This window comes from Pantoea sp. PNA 14-12, assembly GCF_004364735.1.
Taxonomy (GTDB): Bacteria; Pseudomonadota; Gammaproteobacteria; order Enterobacterales; family Enterobacteriaceae; genus Pantoea; species Pantoea stewartii.
On record NZ_SOAJ01000004.1, the window covers coordinates 527,883 to 543,520 of the forward strand.

At 55.3% G+C, this 15,638-nt stretch carries 16 protein-coding genes; 13 read left to right on the plus strand and 3 right to left on the minus strand.

Annotation, left to right across the window (positions count from 1 at the left end):
* The first annotated feature begins 1 nt into the window (after position 1).
* The 12 genes from cysD (at position 2) to rpoS (ending at position 10,038) form a co-directional block, all read left to right on the plus strand.
* The gene (cysD, locus tag C7434_RS16430) at positions 2–910 is read left to right on the plus strand and encodes a sulfate adenylyltransferase subunit CysD (RefSeq protein ID WP_006120739.1); all 909 of its coding nucleotides are present in this window, start codon (positions 2–4) and stop codon (positions 908–910) included.
* An 11-nt stretch (positions 911–921) separates the two neighbouring features.
* Positions 922–2,349: a sulfate adenylyltransferase subunit CysN gene (gene cysN, locus C7434_RS16435; RefSeq protein ID WP_033739540.1), complete on the plus strand. Its 1,428-nt coding sequence runs from the start codon at positions 922–924 to the stop codon at positions 2,347–2,349.
* Positions 2,349–2,954, plus strand: coding sequence for an adenylyl-sulfate kinase (gene cysC, locus C7434_RS16440; RefSeq protein WP_033739539.1), 606 nt, complete (start codon positions 2,349–2,351; stop codon positions 2,952–2,954). Before cysN ends, cysC begins: the two co-directional genes overlap by 1 nt.
* A 55-nt stretch (positions 2,955–3,009) precedes the next feature.
* Entirely contained in the window at positions 3,010–3,330 is a 321-nt protein-coding gene (locus C7434_RS16445) for a DUF3561 family protein (protein ID WP_006120736.1), read from the plus strand.
* Between the two features lie 169 nt (positions 3,331–3,499).
* Complete coding sequence (gene ftsB, locus C7434_RS16450; RefSeq protein ID WP_006120735.1) at positions 3,500–3,817, plus strand: cell division protein FtsB; 318 nt, start codon at positions 3,500–3,502, stop codon at positions 3,815–3,817.
* A 3-nt stretch (positions 3,818–3,820) separates the two neighbouring features.
* The gene (gene ispD, locus C7434_RS16455) at positions 3,821–4,537 is read left to right on the plus strand and encodes a 2-C-methyl-D-erythritol 4-phosphate cytidylyltransferase (protein WP_006120734.1); all 717 of its coding nucleotides are present in this window, start codon (positions 3,821–3,823) and stop codon (positions 4,535–4,537) included.
* Complete coding sequence (gene ispF / locus C7434_RS16460; protein WP_006120733.1) at positions 4,537–5,019, plus strand: 2-C-methyl-D-erythritol 2,4-cyclodiphosphate synthase; 483 nt, start codon at positions 4,537–4,539, stop codon at positions 5,017–5,019. The genes ispD and ispF overlap by 1 nt, the downstream gene beginning before the upstream one ends.
* Positions 5,016–6,056, plus strand: coding sequence for a tRNA pseudouridine(13) synthase TruD (gene truD, locus C7434_RS16465; RefSeq protein WP_039338343.1), 1,041 nt, complete (start codon positions 5,016–5,018; stop codon positions 6,054–6,056). Before ispF ends, truD begins: the two co-directional genes overlap by 4 nt.
* Positions 6,057–6,323: 267 nt before the next feature.
* On the plus strand, positions 6,324–7,085 hold the full coding sequence (gene surE / locus C7434_RS16470; protein ID WP_006120731.1) for a 5'/3'-nucleotidase SurE: 762 nt from the start codon (positions 6,324–6,326) through the stop codon (positions 7,083–7,085).
* A complete protein-coding gene (locus tag C7434_RS16475) occupies positions 7,079–7,705 on the plus strand; it encodes a protein-L-isoaspartate(D-aspartate) O-methyltransferase (protein ID WP_133745661.1) in 627 nt (208 codons plus the stop codon). Before surE ends, C7434_RS16475 begins: the two co-directional genes overlap by 7 nt.
* A 164-nt stretch (positions 7,706–7,869) precedes the next feature.
* Complete coding sequence (nlpD, locus tag C7434_RS16480; RefSeq protein ID WP_033739535.1) at positions 7,870–8,994, plus strand: murein hydrolase activator NlpD; 1,125 nt, start codon at positions 7,870–7,872, stop codon at positions 8,992–8,994.
* A 51-nt stretch (positions 8,995–9,045) separates the two neighbouring features.
* Entirely contained in the window at positions 9,046–10,038 is a 993-nt protein-coding gene (gene rpoS / locus C7434_RS16485) for an RNA polymerase sigma factor RpoS (protein WP_006120728.1), read from the plus strand.
* Between the two features lie 69 nt (positions 10,039–10,107).
* Here the strand turns inward: rpoS and C7434_RS16490 are convergent, their stop codons facing one another.
* The 3 genes from C7434_RS16490 to mutS all read right to left on the minus strand — a co-directional run bounded on the left by C7434_RS16490 (position 10,108) and on the right by mutS (position 14,150).
* Complete coding sequence (locus tag C7434_RS16490; protein WP_133745662.1) at positions 10,108–10,839, minus strand: 2-phosphosulfolactate phosphatase; 732 nt, start codon at positions 10,837–10,839, stop codon at positions 10,108–10,110.
* A gap of 48 nt (positions 10,840–10,887) precedes the next feature.
* Complete coding sequence (locus tag C7434_RS16495) at positions 10,888–11,361, minus strand: helix-turn-helix domain-containing protein (protein ID WP_033739674.1); 474 nt, start codon at positions 11,359–11,361, stop codon at positions 10,888–10,890.
* A gap of 227 nt (positions 11,362–11,588) precedes the next feature.
* Positions 11,589–14,150 (minus strand): DNA mismatch repair protein MutS, encoded by a 2,562-nt coding sequence (gene mutS, locus C7434_RS16500; protein WP_172913447.1) that lies wholly within the window; start codon positions 14,148–14,150, stop codon positions 11,589–11,591.
* A 335-nt stretch (positions 14,151–14,485) separates the two neighbouring features.
* Here mutS and mltB point away from each other — a divergent pair, with 335 nt between their 5' ends.
* On the plus strand, positions 14,486–15,574 hold the full coding sequence (gene mltB / locus C7434_RS16505; RefSeq protein ID WP_133745663.1) for a lytic murein transglycosylase B: 1,089 nt from the start codon (positions 14,486–14,488) through the stop codon (positions 15,572–15,574).
* Positions 15,575–15,638 lie beyond the last annotated feature (64 nt).

Sequence of the window (15,638 nt, forward strand, 5' to 3'; positions counted from 1 at the left end):
GATGGATCAAAAACGACTCACTCATCTGCGCCAACTGGAGGCAGAGAGTATCCATATCATCCGTGAAGTGGCAGCCGAATTTGGCAATCCGGTCATGATGTATTCTATCGGCAAGGATTCTTCTGTGATGCTGCATCTGGCACGCAAAGCCTTCTATCCGGGTACGCTGCCCTTCCCGTTGCTGCATGTCGATACCGGCTGGAAGTTTCGTGAGATGTACGAATTCCGCGATCGCACCGTAAAAGCGATGGGGGCCGAACTGCTGGTGCATCGCAACCCGGAAGGCGTGGCGATGGGCATTAATCCCTTTGTGCACGGCAGTGCCAAACACACCGACATCATGAAAACCGAAGGCCTGAAGCAGGCCCTGAACAAATACGGTTTCGATGCGGCCTTTGGTGGCGCGCGCCGTGATGAAGAGAAGTCACGCGCTAAAGAGCGTATCTACTCATTCCGTGACCGTTTTCATCGCTGGGACCCGAAAAACCAGCGCCCGGAACTGTGGCACAACTATAACGGCCAGATTAACAAAGGCGAGAGCATCCGTGTTTTCCCGCTGTCAAACTGGACCGAGCTGGATATCTGGCAGTACATCTTCCTGGAAAACATTGAGATTGTTCCGCTCTATCTTGCCGCGCCGCGTCCGGTACTGGAACGTGACGGCATGCTGATGATGATCGATGACGACCGTATCAACCTTCAGCCAGGTGAAGTGATTAAACAGCGCATGGTGCGTTTCCGTACCCTGGGATGCTGGCCGCTCACCGGTGCGGTGGAATCTGAAGCGCAAACCTTGCCTGAGATTATTGAAGAGATGCTGGTTTCGACCACCAGCGAGCGTCAGGGCCGGGTAATTGACCGCGATCAGTCCGGTTCGATGGAACTGAAAAAACGTCAGGGTTATTTCTAAGGAGACGCCAGATGAATACCGTAATTGCACAACAAATTGCCGAACAGGGCGGCGTTGAAGCCTGGCTGACCGCACAACAATACAAAAGCCTGCTGCGTTTTCTGACCTGCGGCAGCGTGGACGATGGGAAAAGTACGCTGATCGGTCGCCTGCTGCACGACACCCGACAAATCTACGAAGATCAGCTGTCGTCATTACAAAGTGACAGTAAACGTCATGGTACGCAGGGCGAAAAACTGGATCTGGCCCTGCTGGTGGATGGCCTGCAAGCCGAGCGTGAGCAGGGCATCACCATTGACGTCGCTTACCGCTATTTCTCTACCGAGAAGCGCAAGTTCATCATTGCCGACACGCCGGGGCATGAGCAGTACACCCGCAATATGGCGACGGGGGCATCGACCTGCGATCTGGCTATTCTGCTGATCGACGCCCGTAAAGGCGTGCTGGACCAGACCCGCCGCCACAGCTTCATTTCCACTCTGCTGGGAATCAAGCATCTGGTCGTGGCGATCAACAAAATGGATCTGGTGGACTATCAGCAGTCTGTGTTCGAGCAGATCAAACAGGATTATCTCGATTTTGCCGGACAACTGCCCGACGACCTGGATATTCGTTTCGTGCCGATGTCGGCGCTGGAAGGCGAAAACGTCGCCTCACAGAGTCAAAGCATGCCCTGGTACACCGGTCCGACCTTACTGGACGTGCTGGAAACGGTGGAGCTGAACGCAGTCGTCGATCATCAGCCAATGCGGTTTCCGGTGCAGTACGTTAACCGTCCCAATCTTGATTTCCGGGGTTATGCCGGTACGCTCGCGTCCGGGACCGTAAAGGTGGGCCAGCGGGTTAAAGTGCTGCCTTCCGGCGTTGAATCGACTGTTGCCCGTATCGTGACTTTTGATGGCGATTTGCAGGAGGCGGGCGCGGGTGAAGCCATTACGCTGGTTCTCAATGATGAGATTGATATCAGTCGTGGCGATCTGCTTGTGGAGGCAAGCGCGGAACTGCGTGCGGTTCAGTCAGCCACCGTCGATGTGGTGTGGATGGCAGAGCAGCCGTTACAGGCCGGGCAAAGTTACGATGTAAAAATTGCGGGCAAAAAAGCGCGCGGTCGTGTTGAAAAGGTCATTCATCAGGTTGAGATTAACTCGCTGGAAAAACGCGAGGCGGACAGCCTGCCGCTGAATGGCATTGGTCTGGTGACGTTTACCTTTGACGAACCGCTGGTGCTCGACAGCTATCAGGATAACCCGGTCACCGGCGGAATGATTATCATCGATCGTCTGAGTAACGTGACCGTCGGGGCTGGGCTTATTCATGAGCCGCTGGCCGATAACCCCCAGCAGCACGGTGAATTTAGTGCGTTTGAACTGGAACTGAATGCGCTGGTTCGTCGTCATTTCCCGCACTGGAATGCACGCGATCTGCTGGGCGGTCAGTAATGGCCCGGCATGATGAAAATGTCGTATGGCATGACCATCCCGTCACGCGCGATGCGCGTGAACAGCAGCACGGCCATCAGGGCGTGGTGCTGTGGTTCACCGGCCTTTCGGGGTCGGGAAAATCCACCGTGGCTGGCGCGCTGGAACAGGCGTTGCACCGCATAGGCGTCAGCACCTATCTGCTGGACGGAGACAACGTGCGTCATGGCCTGTGCCGCGATCTGGGCTTTAGCGATGCCGATCGTAAAGAGAATATCCGCCGGGTAGGCGAAGTCGCAAAACTGATGGTGGATGCGGGGTTAGTGGTGCTGACCGCGTTTATCTCACCGCATCGGGCCGAGCGTCAAATGGTGCGTGATCTGCTGGATGAAGGCCGGTTTATTGAGGTTTATGTCGATACACCGTTGGCAGTCTGTGAAGCGCGCGACCCGAAAGGGTTATACAAAAAAGCCCGCGCGGGCGAATTGCGAAATTTCACCGGTATAGACAGCGTTTATGAAGCGCCGGAACAGCCAGAAATCCGGCTTAATGGGGAACAATTGGTTACAAAACTGACGCCCCAATTATTAGATCTGCTGCGCCAGCGCGATATTATCAGTTCCTGAACAGACAGCGGCAGAGCGCATTCCGTTTTGCCGCCTTCGCGTTGACAGGATATTTATGCAGAATATAACCCCCATGCTGGCACGCAAAGACTCACGTACGCCTGATGAACCGCGTTCGGTGTTACCGGGTGGTATCATTGGTTTCGTATGTTACTGGTGTGCGCTGGCCATTCCTTTCCTGTTGTACGGCTCCAGTACGCTGTTTTTCTTTCTCTACACGTGGCCCTTTTTCCTGGCGCTGTTTCCGGTTTCCGTCCTGACGGGCATGGTACTGAGTACCTGGCTGCGTGGGCAATGGATATGGACCTCCCTGATATGCGTTATCGCTGTCGCCCTCCAGTTCTGGATACTGTTCCTGTTTCTGTCACGCTGGTAACGGCGTTGATGTCTAAACGCACCAGCAGGTTACAAAAGTTTTCCGGTCTTGTACCTTCTCGTTCTTCTCCTTTTTTTGCTCACGCGAACGGCATTAGCAGGCATTTTCGCTGCCAGTGTGGAGTCCTGAGTAAAGTTATGGGATGATTGAGCCGTTTTTAGGGGGCGGGATGGGAAAACTGACGTTACTGCTACTGGTGCTGCTTGGCTGGCTGCAATATTCCTTGTGGCTAGGCAAGAATGGTATCCATGATTTTACGCGCGTCAGCGATGACGTGGCGGTACAAAAGGCGACAAACGCCAAACTTAAAATGCGTAACGATCAACTGTTTGCCGAAATTGACGATCTCAATGGCGGCTCTGAAGCGATCGAGGAACGCGCACGCAGTGAATTAGGCATGATTAAGCCGGGTGAAACCTTCTATCGTCTGGTGCCTGACCAGAACAAACGCAACGCGCAACAAGCTGCGCAAAACCAACAACGATAAAACATGAACAATCAGTCCCACTCTGCGGATGTGATTGCCGTGGTGCCCGCTGCCGGTATCGGCAGCCGCATGCAGGCAACCTGTCCCAAACAGTATCTGACGATTGGTCAGCACACACTTCTGGAACACAGTATTGCGCGTCTGTTCTCCCATCCCGCGGTTTCTCAGGTCATCGTCGCGTTAAGCCCTGACGATAATCACTTTGCCCGTTTGCCGCTGGCCAGCGATCCGCGTGTTGTGCGCGTGACCGGCGGAGAAACGCGTGCCGAGTCGGTGCTGGCGGGATTACAGGCGGCGCAGGGCGCACACTGGGTGTTAGTGCACGATGCCGCGCGCCCGTGTCTGCATCCGGATGATCTGGACCGCCTGCTGCAGTTACCAGGAAAGAGCAAAACGGGTGGCATTCTGGCGGCACCGGTCTGTGACACCATGAAGCGGGGGGAACCCGGCCAGTCAGCGATTGCGCATACGGTCGAACGTGACCATCTGTGGCATGCCCTGACGCCGCAACTTTTTCCCCACGCGCTCCTTACCGCCTGCCTGACCCGCGCCTTGAACGAGGGCGCGATCATTACCGATGAAGCCTCGGCACTGGAATATTGTGGCTACCATCCTGAGCTGGTCACAGGTCGCAGCGATAACATTAAAGTTACCCGCCCGGAAGACTTAGCCCTGGCGGCTTTTTATCTTAGTCAGATTCAGTCAAAGGAGAGCGCATGATGCGTATCGGTCACGGTTTTGACGTTCACGCTTTCGGTGGAGAAGGTCCGCTGGTGATTGGCGGTGTGCGAATTCCATTTGAGTATGGTTTTATCGCCCATTCGGATGGCGACGTGGCACTGCATGCTCTGACCGATGCCTTACTGGGCGCGGTGGCAATGGGCGATATAGGCAAGCTGTTCCCGGATACCGATCCGGCGTTCAAAGGCGCAGACAGCCGCGGTTTGCTGCGGGAAGCCTGGCGCCGTATTGCGGCGAAAGGCTATCGCATCGGTAACGTGGACGTCACGATTATCGCTCAGGCACCTAAAATGCTGCCGCATGTACCCCAGATGCGCATCAATATTGCTGAGGATCTGGGTTGCCATATGGACCAGGTGAACGTTAAAGCCACCACGACGGAAAAGCTCGGGTTCACCGGACGCGGCGAAGGCATTGCCTGTGAAGCGGTCGCGTTGCTGCTGAAAACGGAGTCGGCATGACGTTGCAGTACCTCCACGGTGTGCCTGGCGCGACGGGCGTAATTAAAGCCCGCCCGGAAGACTTCGAGGTGAAGGAAGACCTGGGGTATCGCCCTGACGGTGAAGGTGAGCATGTGCTGGTGCGCATTCGTAAAACGGGTGCCAATACGCGTTTTGTTGCCGAAGCCCTGGCAAAATTTATGAAAATTCCTGCCCGCGACCTCAGTTATGCCGGCATGAAAGACCGCCACGCCGTGACCGAGCAAACACTCTGCTTCCGTGTGCCGGGCAATGCGATGCCCAACCTGACAGGCTTTGCATCAGAAGGCGTCGAAATCCTTGAGGTTGTGCGTCATAAGCGCAAGTTGCGCGTCGGCGCGCTGGCCGGAAACGCCTTTCGGTTGACCATACGACAGGTCAGCCAGCGCGATGACGTCGAGGCCCGCCTTAAGCAGATTCGAGAACGCGGTGTGCCTAATTACTTTGGCGAGCAACGCTTTGGGCGCAACGGCAACAATCTGCAGACGGCGTTGAAACTGGCGCGTCAGGAAATCCAGATACGTGACCGCAATAAACGTGGCCTGATGCTCTCTGCTGCACGCAGTGCGTTATTCAATCAGGTCACCAGTCTGCGTTTGCAGCAGCAGGGTAGCCTGACTCAGGTCATGAACGGGGATGCATTGCAGCTTACCGGGCGTGGCAGTTGGTTTGTCGCCCAGCCCGAGGAAAGGGAGGCGTTGCAGGCGCGCGTGGATCAGCAAGCGCTGCGTATCACGGCACCCTTGCCCGGAAAAGGCGAGGCGGGGCCACAGGGCGACGCGCTGGCGTTCGAAGAGCACTGTCTGGCGGATGCCGTAGAACTGCGCGCGCTGCTGGTGCGTGAACGGGTGGAGGCCAGCCGGCGTGCCATGCTGGTGGTGCCGCGCGATTTGCACTGGCAGTGGCTGGATGACGCCACCCTGACGTTGCAGTTCTGGTTACCGGCGGGCAGCTTTGCCACCAGCGTGGTCAGAGAGCTGGTCATCACTGACGACACAGCGGATTTACCTGACGAATAAGCCACGTCCTCACCTGGCCAGTCGCGCGGGTGAGGGACGCGCTGGCGTACACGATGGGCTGCGTAGCAGGGGGCCAGCATCGCACGAAATCTTTCCTTTCAAGCAAATGTGTTACCTTTTTCCTGCCTGTGCGTTTTATTTTCGTCTACCACTTCCTCTCGCTCACCGCTAGAATGCAAAAGTCGCTGTCCAGTCATAACCTGTTGCCATGCTTCAAAACAGGTCCTTATTAGGGCGACCCGGTTGAACAGAAAAGGTCAGAATTAAATGCGGATATTGCTCAGCAACGATGATGGCATCCATGCGCCTGGTATTCAGACGCTGGCAAAGGCTTTGCGTCAATTTGCCGAGGTGCAGGTGGTGGCACCGGATCGCAATCGCAGTGGTGCCTCCAACTCATTGACGCTGGAAACCCCGTTGCGCACCTTTACCCATGAAAACGGGGACATTGCGGTGCAAATGGGCACGCCCACCGATTGCGTGTATTTGGGCGTAAACGCACTGATGCAACCCCGACCCGATATTGTGGTCTCGGGGATCAATGCCGGCCCCAATCTGGGTGATGACGTTATCTATTCCGGCACGGTGGCCGCGGCCATGGAGGGACGTCATCTGGGTTTGCCCGCCATTGCGGTTTCGCTCAATGGTCATGAGCACTATGCCACTGCGGCGGCGGTAACCTGTGCGCTGCTTAAAGCGCTGAGTCGTGAGCCGCTGCGCACCGGACGCATACTGAACATCAATGTGCCCGATCTGCCGCTGGCGGAGGTGAAAGGCATTCGCGTGACGCGCTGTGGCAGTCGGCATCCGGCCGATCAGGTGATTGCCCAAACCGATCCGCGCGGCAATCCGCTGTACTGGATAGGACCACCGGGCGAAAAACTGGATGCCGGCCCTGATACTGATTTTGCCGCCGTGGATGAAGGTTATGTGTCCGTCACCGCGCTGCATGTTGATCTCACCGCGCACAAGGCTCAGGACGTGCTGAGTCGCTGGCTGGATAACGCTGAGGTAAACCTGGTATGGTGAGTCGGCGTATCGAGACACTGTTGGCGCAACTGCGTCAACAGGGGATTCATGACGAACACCTGTTAAAAGCCATCGCCGACGTGCCGCGTGAGCGCTTTATCGATGAGGCCTTTGAGCACAAAGCCTGGGATAACATGGCGCTCCCCATCGGCTCAGGCCAGACGATTTCACAGCCCTATATGGTGGCGCGGATGACCGCCCTGCTGGAGCTCGATGTGCACTCGCGTGTTCTGGAAATCGGGACCGGTTCTGGTTATCAGACCGCGATTCTGGCTCATCTGGTTGAGCATGTTTACTCTGTCGAACGCATCAAAGGTCTGCAGTGGCATGCAAAGCGCCGTCTGAAACAGCTCGATTTACATAACGTCTCTACCCGCCACGGTGATGGCTGGCAGGGCTGGCCCTCGCGCGGGCCTTTCGATGCCATTATTGTGACGGCGGCGCCCCCCGAAATTCCGACTGCGCTGATAGCACAACTGGCAGAAGGTGGCATTATGGTGCTACCTGTCGGTGAAGAGCAGCAGGTGCTTAAACGCCTGCGCCGACGTGGCGGTGAAATCACCGAGCAAACGATTGAGCCGGTGCGTTTCGTCCCGCTGGTTCAGGGCGATCTGGCCTGATGACCGTGTTAGCATTTCTTAATAACTGTTTCATGGCACACGGTAGTTGATATTGTTACTATCCAGTCAGTTCAACGAAAATACAGCGTTTAACGTGCCACACAGTGTAATGTGCTGGTGAAAAGAGAAAGTCAGTTTTTAAAGGTTGCCACCACGGGGGATTAATGAGCACGGGAAGCACAATTTTTCAGTTACGCCGTCTGGCGGCGCTTTCACTGGTAAGTTTTTGGCTGGCAGGCTGTAGTTCAGGCGACAATACACAAGCGCCAATAAGTAATATCGGCGACGGCAGCAGCATGAATGATAACGGTAATATGGCCAGCACTGGTACTGCGCCTGTTGCCAGTGGTGTGCCGACGATGCCATCGCAGGGCGGCATGTTAAGCCGAAATACGCCTGTGCCGCAGAATAAGCCGGGAATCATTAGTACCGGTAATAATACAAGTAATGAAGTTGAAACCCAGAACGGGCGAATTGTGTACAACAGAAGTTATCAGAATATTCCTAAAGGAAGCTATTCTGGACAAACGTACACCGTAAAACGCGGCGATACCCTCTTCTATATTGCCTGGATTACCGGCAATGACTTCCGCGATCTGGCGCAGCGCAACAACGTACAGCCACCGTACAGCCTAAATGTTGGGCAAACCTTGCAGGTCGACAACGGCTCCGGCCAGCCTATTACCGGGGGCAACGCGATTACCGCGGCGGATGCATCACAAAGCGGCATCGTCACCGCACCACAAATAAAACAGGCCCCTGTTGCACAGCAGCCTGTTATTACGTATTCTGATGATTCAGGTAACTCGAATGGCAGTAAATTGTTGCCTTCGAAGGGAGCAAATGTTGCAACGACAACAGCTCCAGCCGTTACCGCACCACCGACGGTGAGCAGTACAACAAACAGTTCAACGCCTGTTGGAAGCTGGCGTTGGCCGACCGAAGGTAAGATCATCGATAACTTCTCTGCCACCGAGGGTGGTAACAAAGGGATCGATATCGCAGGTTCGCGCGGACAGCCGGTTGTGGCCACTGCTTCAGGAAGGGTGGTTTATGCAGGCAACGCGCTTCGTGGTTACGGTAATTTAATCATCATCAAACACAATGATGATTACCTGAGTGCCTACGCCCACAACGATACAATGCTGGTCCGGGAACAACAGGAAGTTAAGGCTGGGCAAAAGATCGCTACCATGGGTAGCACCGGAACCAGTTCAGTTAGATTACACTTTGAAATTCGTTACAAGGGGAAATCCGTAAACCCGTTGCGTTATTTACCGCAGCGATAATCCGGCAGAGTCCTCTGGAGTCTGCCCTGGAATCACGGGTAGGAGCCACTTATGAGCCAGAATACGCTGAAAGTAAACGAGTTACATGAGAATGCGGAATTCGAAGAGAATGGAGCAGAAATTTTTGATGAGAAGGCGCTCGTCGAAAATGACTCTGGCGACAATGATGTAGCAGAAGAGGAGTTGCTGGCGCAGGGTGCGACGCAACGTGTCCTTGACGCTACTCAGCTCTATCTTGGGGAGATTGGCTATTCTCCATTGCTGACGGCCGAGGAAGAGGTACTCTTCGCTCGCCGGGCATTACGAGGTGATATTCCTTCTCGTCGCCGCATGATCGAAAGTAACTTACGACTGGTGGTGAAGATTGCACGACGTTACAGCAATCGCGGTCTGGCCCTGCTGGACCTGATTGAGGAAGGTAACCTCGGCTTGATTCGCGCCGTTGAGAAATTTGATCCAGAACGTGGATTCCGTTTCTCAACGTATGCCACCTGGTGGATTCGTCAGACCATTGAACGGGCAATCATGAACCAGACCCGGACAATTCGTTTGCCTATCCACATTGTGAAAGAATTGAACGTTTATCTGCGTACTGCGCGTGAACTTTCTCACAAGCTCGACCACGAGCCGAGTGCGGAAGAGATTGCAGAACAACTGGATAAACCGGTTGATGACGTAAGTCGTATGTTGCGTCTCAACGAACGTATTACCTCAGTTGATACTCCATTAGGGGGCGATTCTGAGAAAGCGCTGCTGGATATCCTGGCCGATGAAAAAGACAACGGCCCAGAAGATACCACGCAAGACGACGATATGAAGCAAAGTATCGTTAAATGGCTGTTCGAACTGAACGCCAAGCAGCGCGAAGTGCTGGCTCGTCGTTTCGGCCTGTTGGGCTATGAAGCGGCAACGCTTGAGGATGTTGGCCGTGAGATCGGTTTAACCCGCGAGCGTGTGCGCCAGATTCAGGTTGAAGGTTTGCGCCGTCTGCGCGAAATCCTGCAAGGTCAGGGCCTCAGCATTGAAGCACTGTTCCGCGAATAAGCTGAACACGGCACGTCAACAGAAAGCGATGGGTAACCCCCATCGCTTTTTTTTGTCTGTTATTTACGCTTAAGCCTGTCCGGCAAAATACTCCCCTGTCAGAAAGCAGGGCTGACGGGCGGCATCTTTTGTCAGGCAAAGCGTCACATCGTCCGGAAAGCCTCTTTGTATCAGCTCGACTGCGGACGCGCAGTGAAACAGTGCCGCGAAGTTCTGGAGCTGATGAGCGTGCCAGGCGGCGACAGCGGTCTGCGCTTCAGGTGAAAGCGTGCATTGTGCCAGCGCGGCAATGATTCCCCCCGCTACCACATAATCCTCAATACAGGGGCGTAGGCTCCCGTCTGGCCAACGTTCGCCACAGGGGACAATCAGAATACGGCTGAAGGCGCGGCAGGCTTCGGCCGTTGCGGTCAGGTTTCTCAGGCAGCCTGTCAGCACGGGGACGCCCCGTTCCCGCGCCCTGAAGCAGGTTGCGGAGCCATTAGGGGAGGGCAGCACCAGTTTTTCATCCGGGCGAACGCTGAGTAACGTTCGCGGCGACAGACTGTAGCCCTGGCCACTGAATCGCCTGTCGCTGTTAGCCGCGATGGCACCGACGGACTGCGCATACTGCGTGACAGAGTGATCTTTCCAGGGATAAGGATAGACGCGCGCCCCGTTCTCCACTGCCACGCTGACACAGGTAGAAAAGGACATCACGTCAATAATCACGATGATATCCACGTCCCCGGCAAGATGATCAATGGCCGGGATCCCCCATTCCAGACGAACAGCAAACGCGTCCTGACGATACCAGTTCATAGGCTTTTCCCGCAGTGTGGTGTAACAGCGATGTGCAACCGGCGGAAGTTAGCCCTGTCTGCGCAATAATTTTTGCAGCCGTTTTTGCTGCCAGCGGCGGATCGCATCCTTAAATATAAACAGACGCAATGCTCTGACGAGCAGTAAGGCGCCCCAAATGGCGGCGACCCAGAGTGACCAGCGGTCATTGGGCGCCGTAAAGTGGTTCAGGACATACAACAATGCGCATACCACCACAGCGCTAAACAGAGAACGGTAAAACCGGCTCTCGGCAGCGAGCTGCTGGCGGGCGTCAGAAATGTAGCTGTCCAGCGCTTCACCGTTATTCGCAGGGGCATCGGTCAGATCGGTCACGTTAATCTCAAACACGGCCGCCAGTGCGCTCAATGTTTCCAGGCTGGGCGGATCGCCGTTTTCGATGCGCTGTATGGTTCGGGTGCTGAGGCCGGCCATTTCCGCCAGTTGTTCCTGTGACCAGGCACGTGCCAGGCGATATTCTCTGACGTTGTTCAGGTTACGCATAATGAGTCTCCGAAAGAGTAAACAATCGGTTTGCAGCATCGCCGGTAAGTGTCGACAGAAACACGATCGCAGCACGACAGGCACACGACAGCATTATGACACCGCTTTATCAGCCTGTAATCGCGTAAAGCGGTAGCAGAAGGATGCGCCAGCAGGGGTAAAGAAGGCGGGCGCAGAGAAACGCGTAACGGGAAGTCCGTAGCCGCCCCGCGAAAGGGCGGCCGTCATCAGACCAGTGCTTTAAGGCGGTAAATCCAGTCCAGCGCCTGGCGCGGTGTCAGCGTATCGGGATCCAGTGCTTCCAGCGCTTCCACGGCGGGAGACGTTTCTTCCACCAGCAACGGCAACTGCGAGCCGTCAACGTTTGACGTTGCGGATTGACTGGAAACCGTTTCGAGCTCTTTCAGCTTATTACGCGCGCGTTTAATCACCTCTTTTGGCACGCCGGCCAGCGCGGCCACGGCCAGCCCGTAGCTTTTACTGGCGGCACCGTCCTGCACACTGTGCATGAACGCAATCGTATCGCCATGTTCTACCGCATCCAGGTGAACGTTAACCACGCCTTCCAGTTTTTCAGGCAGGGTCGTCAGTTCAAAGTAGTGCGTTGCAAACAGGGTCATCGCTTTGATTCGGTTCGCCAGATTTTCCGCACAAGCCCAGGCAAGCGACAAGCCGTCATACGTAGAGGTGCCGCGGCCGATTTCATCCATCAGGACCAGGCTGTTTTCTGTCGCGTTGTGCAGAATATTGGCCGTTTCCGTCATTTCGACCATAAATGTCGAGCGGCCGGAGGCCAGATCATCTGCTGCGCCCACACGGGTGAAGATACGATCCAGTGGACCAATGACCACTTCTTCGGCGGGAACGAAACTGCCGATCCAGGCCATCAGCGCGATTAACGCAGCCTGACGCATATAGGTACTTTTACCGCCCATATTCGGGCCTGTGATGATCAACATGCGGCGTTGTGGTGCCAGCGAGAGCGGGTTGGCGATAAAAGGTTCTTTCAGGACCTGCTCCACTACCGGATGGCGGCCGGCGGTGATTTTAATCCCGGGCTTGTCGTGCAGCGTGGGACGGCAGTAGTTTAGCGTCCATGCGCGTTCCGCGAGGTTACTCAGTACATCCAGTTCGGCCAGCGCCGCCGCACTTAACTGTAACGCTTCAAGGTGCGGCAGCAGCAGATCAAACAGGCCTTCATACAGGCTTTTCTCCAGCGCCAGCGCTTTGCCTTTTGACGTCAGGACCTTGTCTTCATACTCCTTCAGCTCGGGAATGATATAGCGTTCAGCATTCTTAAGAGTCTGACGGCGGACATAGTGAATAGGCACCTGATGGCTCTGACCCCGGCTGACCTGAATGTAATAACCGTGCACGCCGTTAAAACCGACTTTCAGGCTGTCCAGACCGAGTTTTTCACGTTCGCGGATCTCCAGGCGATCCAGATAATCCGTCGCGCCATCCGCCAGGGCGCGCCACTCGTCCAGCTCAGCGTGATAACCCGGGGCGATCACCCCGCCATCTCTGATTAATACCGGTGGGGATTCGACAACGGCCTGCTCAAGCAGTGTGCGCAGGTCGCTAAAGTCACCTATCTGGGTACGCAGGGTTTTCAGGTGGGCGGACCCGGCGTTTGCCAGCAGATCGTTGAGTTCCGGCAACTGCTGAAACGCATGGCGCATGCGCGCCAGATCGCGTGGACGCGCCGTGCGTAGCGCCAGGCGGGCCAGAATACGCTCCAAATCACCGACCTGGCGCAGAACGGGCTGAAGCACGTCGCTCAGCGCCTGCAGCTCGGCGATTGATTCCTGTCGTTTCGCGATGACGCTGCTGTCACGCAACGGCATATGCAGCCAGCGTTTTAGCATCCGGCTGCCCATTGGCGTGACGGTTTTATCCAGCACCGCGGCTAAGGTGTTCTCGGTACCGCCTGCAAGGTTTTGGGTAATTTCAAGATTACGTCGGGTGGCGGCATCCATGATGATGCTGTCCTGCTGACGTTCCATGCTGATGGCGCGGATATGTGGCAGGCTGGTCCGTTGGGTATCTTTGACATACTGCAGCAGACAACCCGCCGCGCGCAGGCCAAGATGGGCCTGCTCCACACCAAAACCGTTTAAATCCCGCGTACCAAACTGCAAAGTAAGCTGTTGACGCGCGGTATCAATTTCAAATTCCCACAAGGGACGACGGCGCAGACCACGACGCTGATCGATGAGCGACATCGGCGAAAAATCTTCCGGATAAAGGAGTTCGGCAGGATTGGTTCGCTGCAGTTCGGCCGCCATGGTTTCCAGATCCATGGGCTCACTCAGACGAAACCGGCCTGAACTGATATCCAGCGTGGCATAACCATAGCCGCGCGCACCGTGCACCACAGCGGCCAGCAGGTTATCCTGCCGCTCCTGCAAGAGTGCCTCATCACTGATCGTCCCCGGGGTAACAATGCGGACGACCTTACGTTCGACCGGCCCTTTGCTGAGCGCCGGGTCGCCAATTTGTTCACAGATGGCGACCGATTCACCGAGTTGCACCAGCCTCGCCAGATAATTTTCAACCGCATGATGCGGGACACCGGCCATAGGGATCGGTTCGCCCGCCGAGGCACCGCGCTTGGTTAAGGAAATGTCTAATAACTGAGAGGCGCGTTTCGCATCGTCGTAAAACAGCTCATAGAAATCGCCCATGCGATAAAACAGCAGGATGTCAGGATGCTCGGCCTTGAGGCGTAAATACTGCTGCATCATTGGCGTATGGGTGCTCAAGTCCATTTGCTCTGCTTTTTTCATCTCATCTTTACTCAAGGTTGACTCTTCCTTTTGCCCGTCACGGTCAAGGCGGTGGTTTAACAGAGAGACAGACAGGGATGTCTGTACCGTGCAGGAATCTTACCAGTTTACGGCTTCTGCATCATCAGGGTTGCCACGGCGAGTCATGAACTTAACAAAGCCGCAGGGTGACAGAAAGCGCGTCAGTAAAGGGAGGCCTCAGCGTTCGGGCCACTTCACAAAACGTGCCGATGCAGCGGTAAAAAAAGCGATTTTTTATACGATCACGTTTGTATGTCTTCCTGTTGAACGATTAACATTAACATCCCTGGTCTGGCTTGTTATATGGATATCCAATGCGTTCTAAGCTTGCTCTTCTTCCGCTTTTTGCCCTGCTTGCCGCCTGTAGCAGTAAGCCACACTCTTCGCAGCCGCAGCCTCCTGCGGAACTGATTGCGCCGAAAGGCGGATTTTTACTGGAACCCGCACATGCGGTTCAACCGATGTTTGGTGATTTCGCCAGTAACCCTGTTGCAGAACAATTTATTAATAAAATGGTGGCGAAGCACGGCTTTGACCGTCAGCAACTGCACGCCATCATCGGCCAGGCAAAACGACTGGATTATGTCCTGCGTCTGATGGATCGCCAGGCTCCCTCGTATACACCACCAAGTGGGCCTAACGGGGCCTGGATCCGCTATCGCGATAAGTTTATTACGCCGGATAACGTACAAAATGGCGTGGCGTTCTGGAATCAATATCAGGATGCTCTGCAGCGCGCGCAGCAGGTCTATGGCGTTCCGCCGGAAATTATCGTCGGCATTATTGGCGTCGAAACGCGCTGGGGCCGTGTTATGGGCAAAACCCGTATTCTGGATGCACTGGCTACGCTCTCCTTTGATTATCCACGCCGTTCTGCCTATTTCAGCAGCGAACTGGAAACCTTTTTGCTGATGGCGCGTGATGAAAAAGACGATCCGCTCGATCTCAAAGGATCGTTTGCCGGTGCGATGGGCTATGGCCAGTTCATGCCATCGTCCTACAAAGCTTACGCTGTCGACTTCAATGGTGATGGCCATATTAATTTATGGGATCCGGTCGATGCGATAGGCAGCGTCGCGCACTATTTTCAGCAGAATGGCTGGCGTCCTGGCGAGAATGTGGCCGTGCCGGCGAGCGGCCAGGCACCGATGCTGGAGAATGGCTTTAAGACCCGTTACAGCGTCAGTACGCTGGCCGCGTCAGGACTTTCTCCCCAGGGTCCGCTGGACGGCAATGATCAGGTCAGCCTGCTGCGGCTGGATTTAGGCACCAGTTATCAGTACTGGTACGGTTTACCTAACTTCTATGCCATTACGCGTTATAACAACAGCACGCATTATGCGATGGCTGTGTGGCAGTTGGGTGAAGCCGTCAGTAAGGCGCGTAAGGGCTCGCTGTTTTAATACTACCCTTATTAACTGTAAGGCTATATGATGGCGGCCCTGTATTTTGTGCCGCCGTTATTAT

Excerpts from the sequence above, each read along its gene's own strand:
- cysD (WP_006120739.1), top strand. The coding sequence starts at position 2 with ATGGATCAAAAACGACTCACTCATCTGCGCCAACTGGAGGCAGAGAGT.
- cysN (WP_033739540.1), top strand. The coding sequence starts at position 922 with ATGAATACCGTAATTGCACAACAAATTGCCGAACAGGGCGGCGTTGAA.
- cysC (WP_033739539.1), top strand. The coding sequence starts at position 2,349 with ATGGCCCGGCATGATGAAAATGTCGTATGGCATGACCATCCCGTCACG.
- C7434_RS16445 (WP_006120736.1), top strand. The coding sequence starts at position 3,010 with ATGCAGAATATAACCCCCATGCTGGCACGCAAAGACTCACGTACGCCT.
- ftsB (WP_006120735.1), top strand. The coding sequence starts at position 3,500 with ATGGGAAAACTGACGTTACTGCTACTGGTGCTGCTTGGCTGGCTGCAA.
- ispD (WP_006120734.1), top strand. The coding sequence starts at position 3,821 with ATGAACAATCAGTCCCACTCTGCGGATGTGATTGCCGTGGTGCCCGCT.
- ispF (WP_006120733.1), top strand. The coding sequence starts at position 4,537 with ATGCGTATCGGTCACGGTTTTGACGTTCACGCTTTCGGTGGAGAAGGT.
- truD (WP_039338343.1), top strand. The coding sequence starts at position 5,016 with ATGACGTTGCAGTACCTCCACGGTGTGCCTGGCGCGACGGGCGTAATT.
- surE (WP_006120731.1), top strand. The coding sequence starts at position 6,324 with ATGCGGATATTGCTCAGCAACGATGATGGCATCCATGCGCCTGGTATT.
- C7434_RS16475 (WP_133745661.1), top strand. The coding sequence starts at position 7,079 with ATGGTGAGTCGGCGTATCGAGACACTGTTGGCGCAACTGCGTCAACAG.
- nlpD (WP_033739535.1), top strand. The coding sequence starts at position 7,870 with ATGAGCACGGGAAGCACAATTTTTCAGTTACGCCGTCTGGCGGCGCTT.
- rpoS (WP_006120728.1), top strand. The coding sequence starts at position 9,046 with ATGAGCCAGAATACGCTGAAAGTAAACGAGTTACATGAGAATGCGGAA.
- C7434_RS16490 (WP_133745662.1), bottom strand. The coding sequence starts at position 10,839 with ATGAACTGGTATCGTCAGGACGCGTTTGCTGTTCGTCTGGAATGGGGG.
- C7434_RS16495 (WP_033739674.1), bottom strand. The coding sequence starts at position 11,361 with ATGCGTAACCTGAACAACGTCAGAGAATATCGCCTGGCACGTGCCTGG.
- mutS (WP_172913447.1), bottom strand. The coding sequence starts at position 14,150 with ATGAAAAAAGCAGAGCAAATGGACTTGAGCACCCATACGCCAATGATG.
- mltB (WP_133745663.1), top strand. The coding sequence starts at position 14,486 with ATGCGTTCTAAGCTTGCTCTTCTTCCGCTTTTTGCCCTGCTTGCCGCC.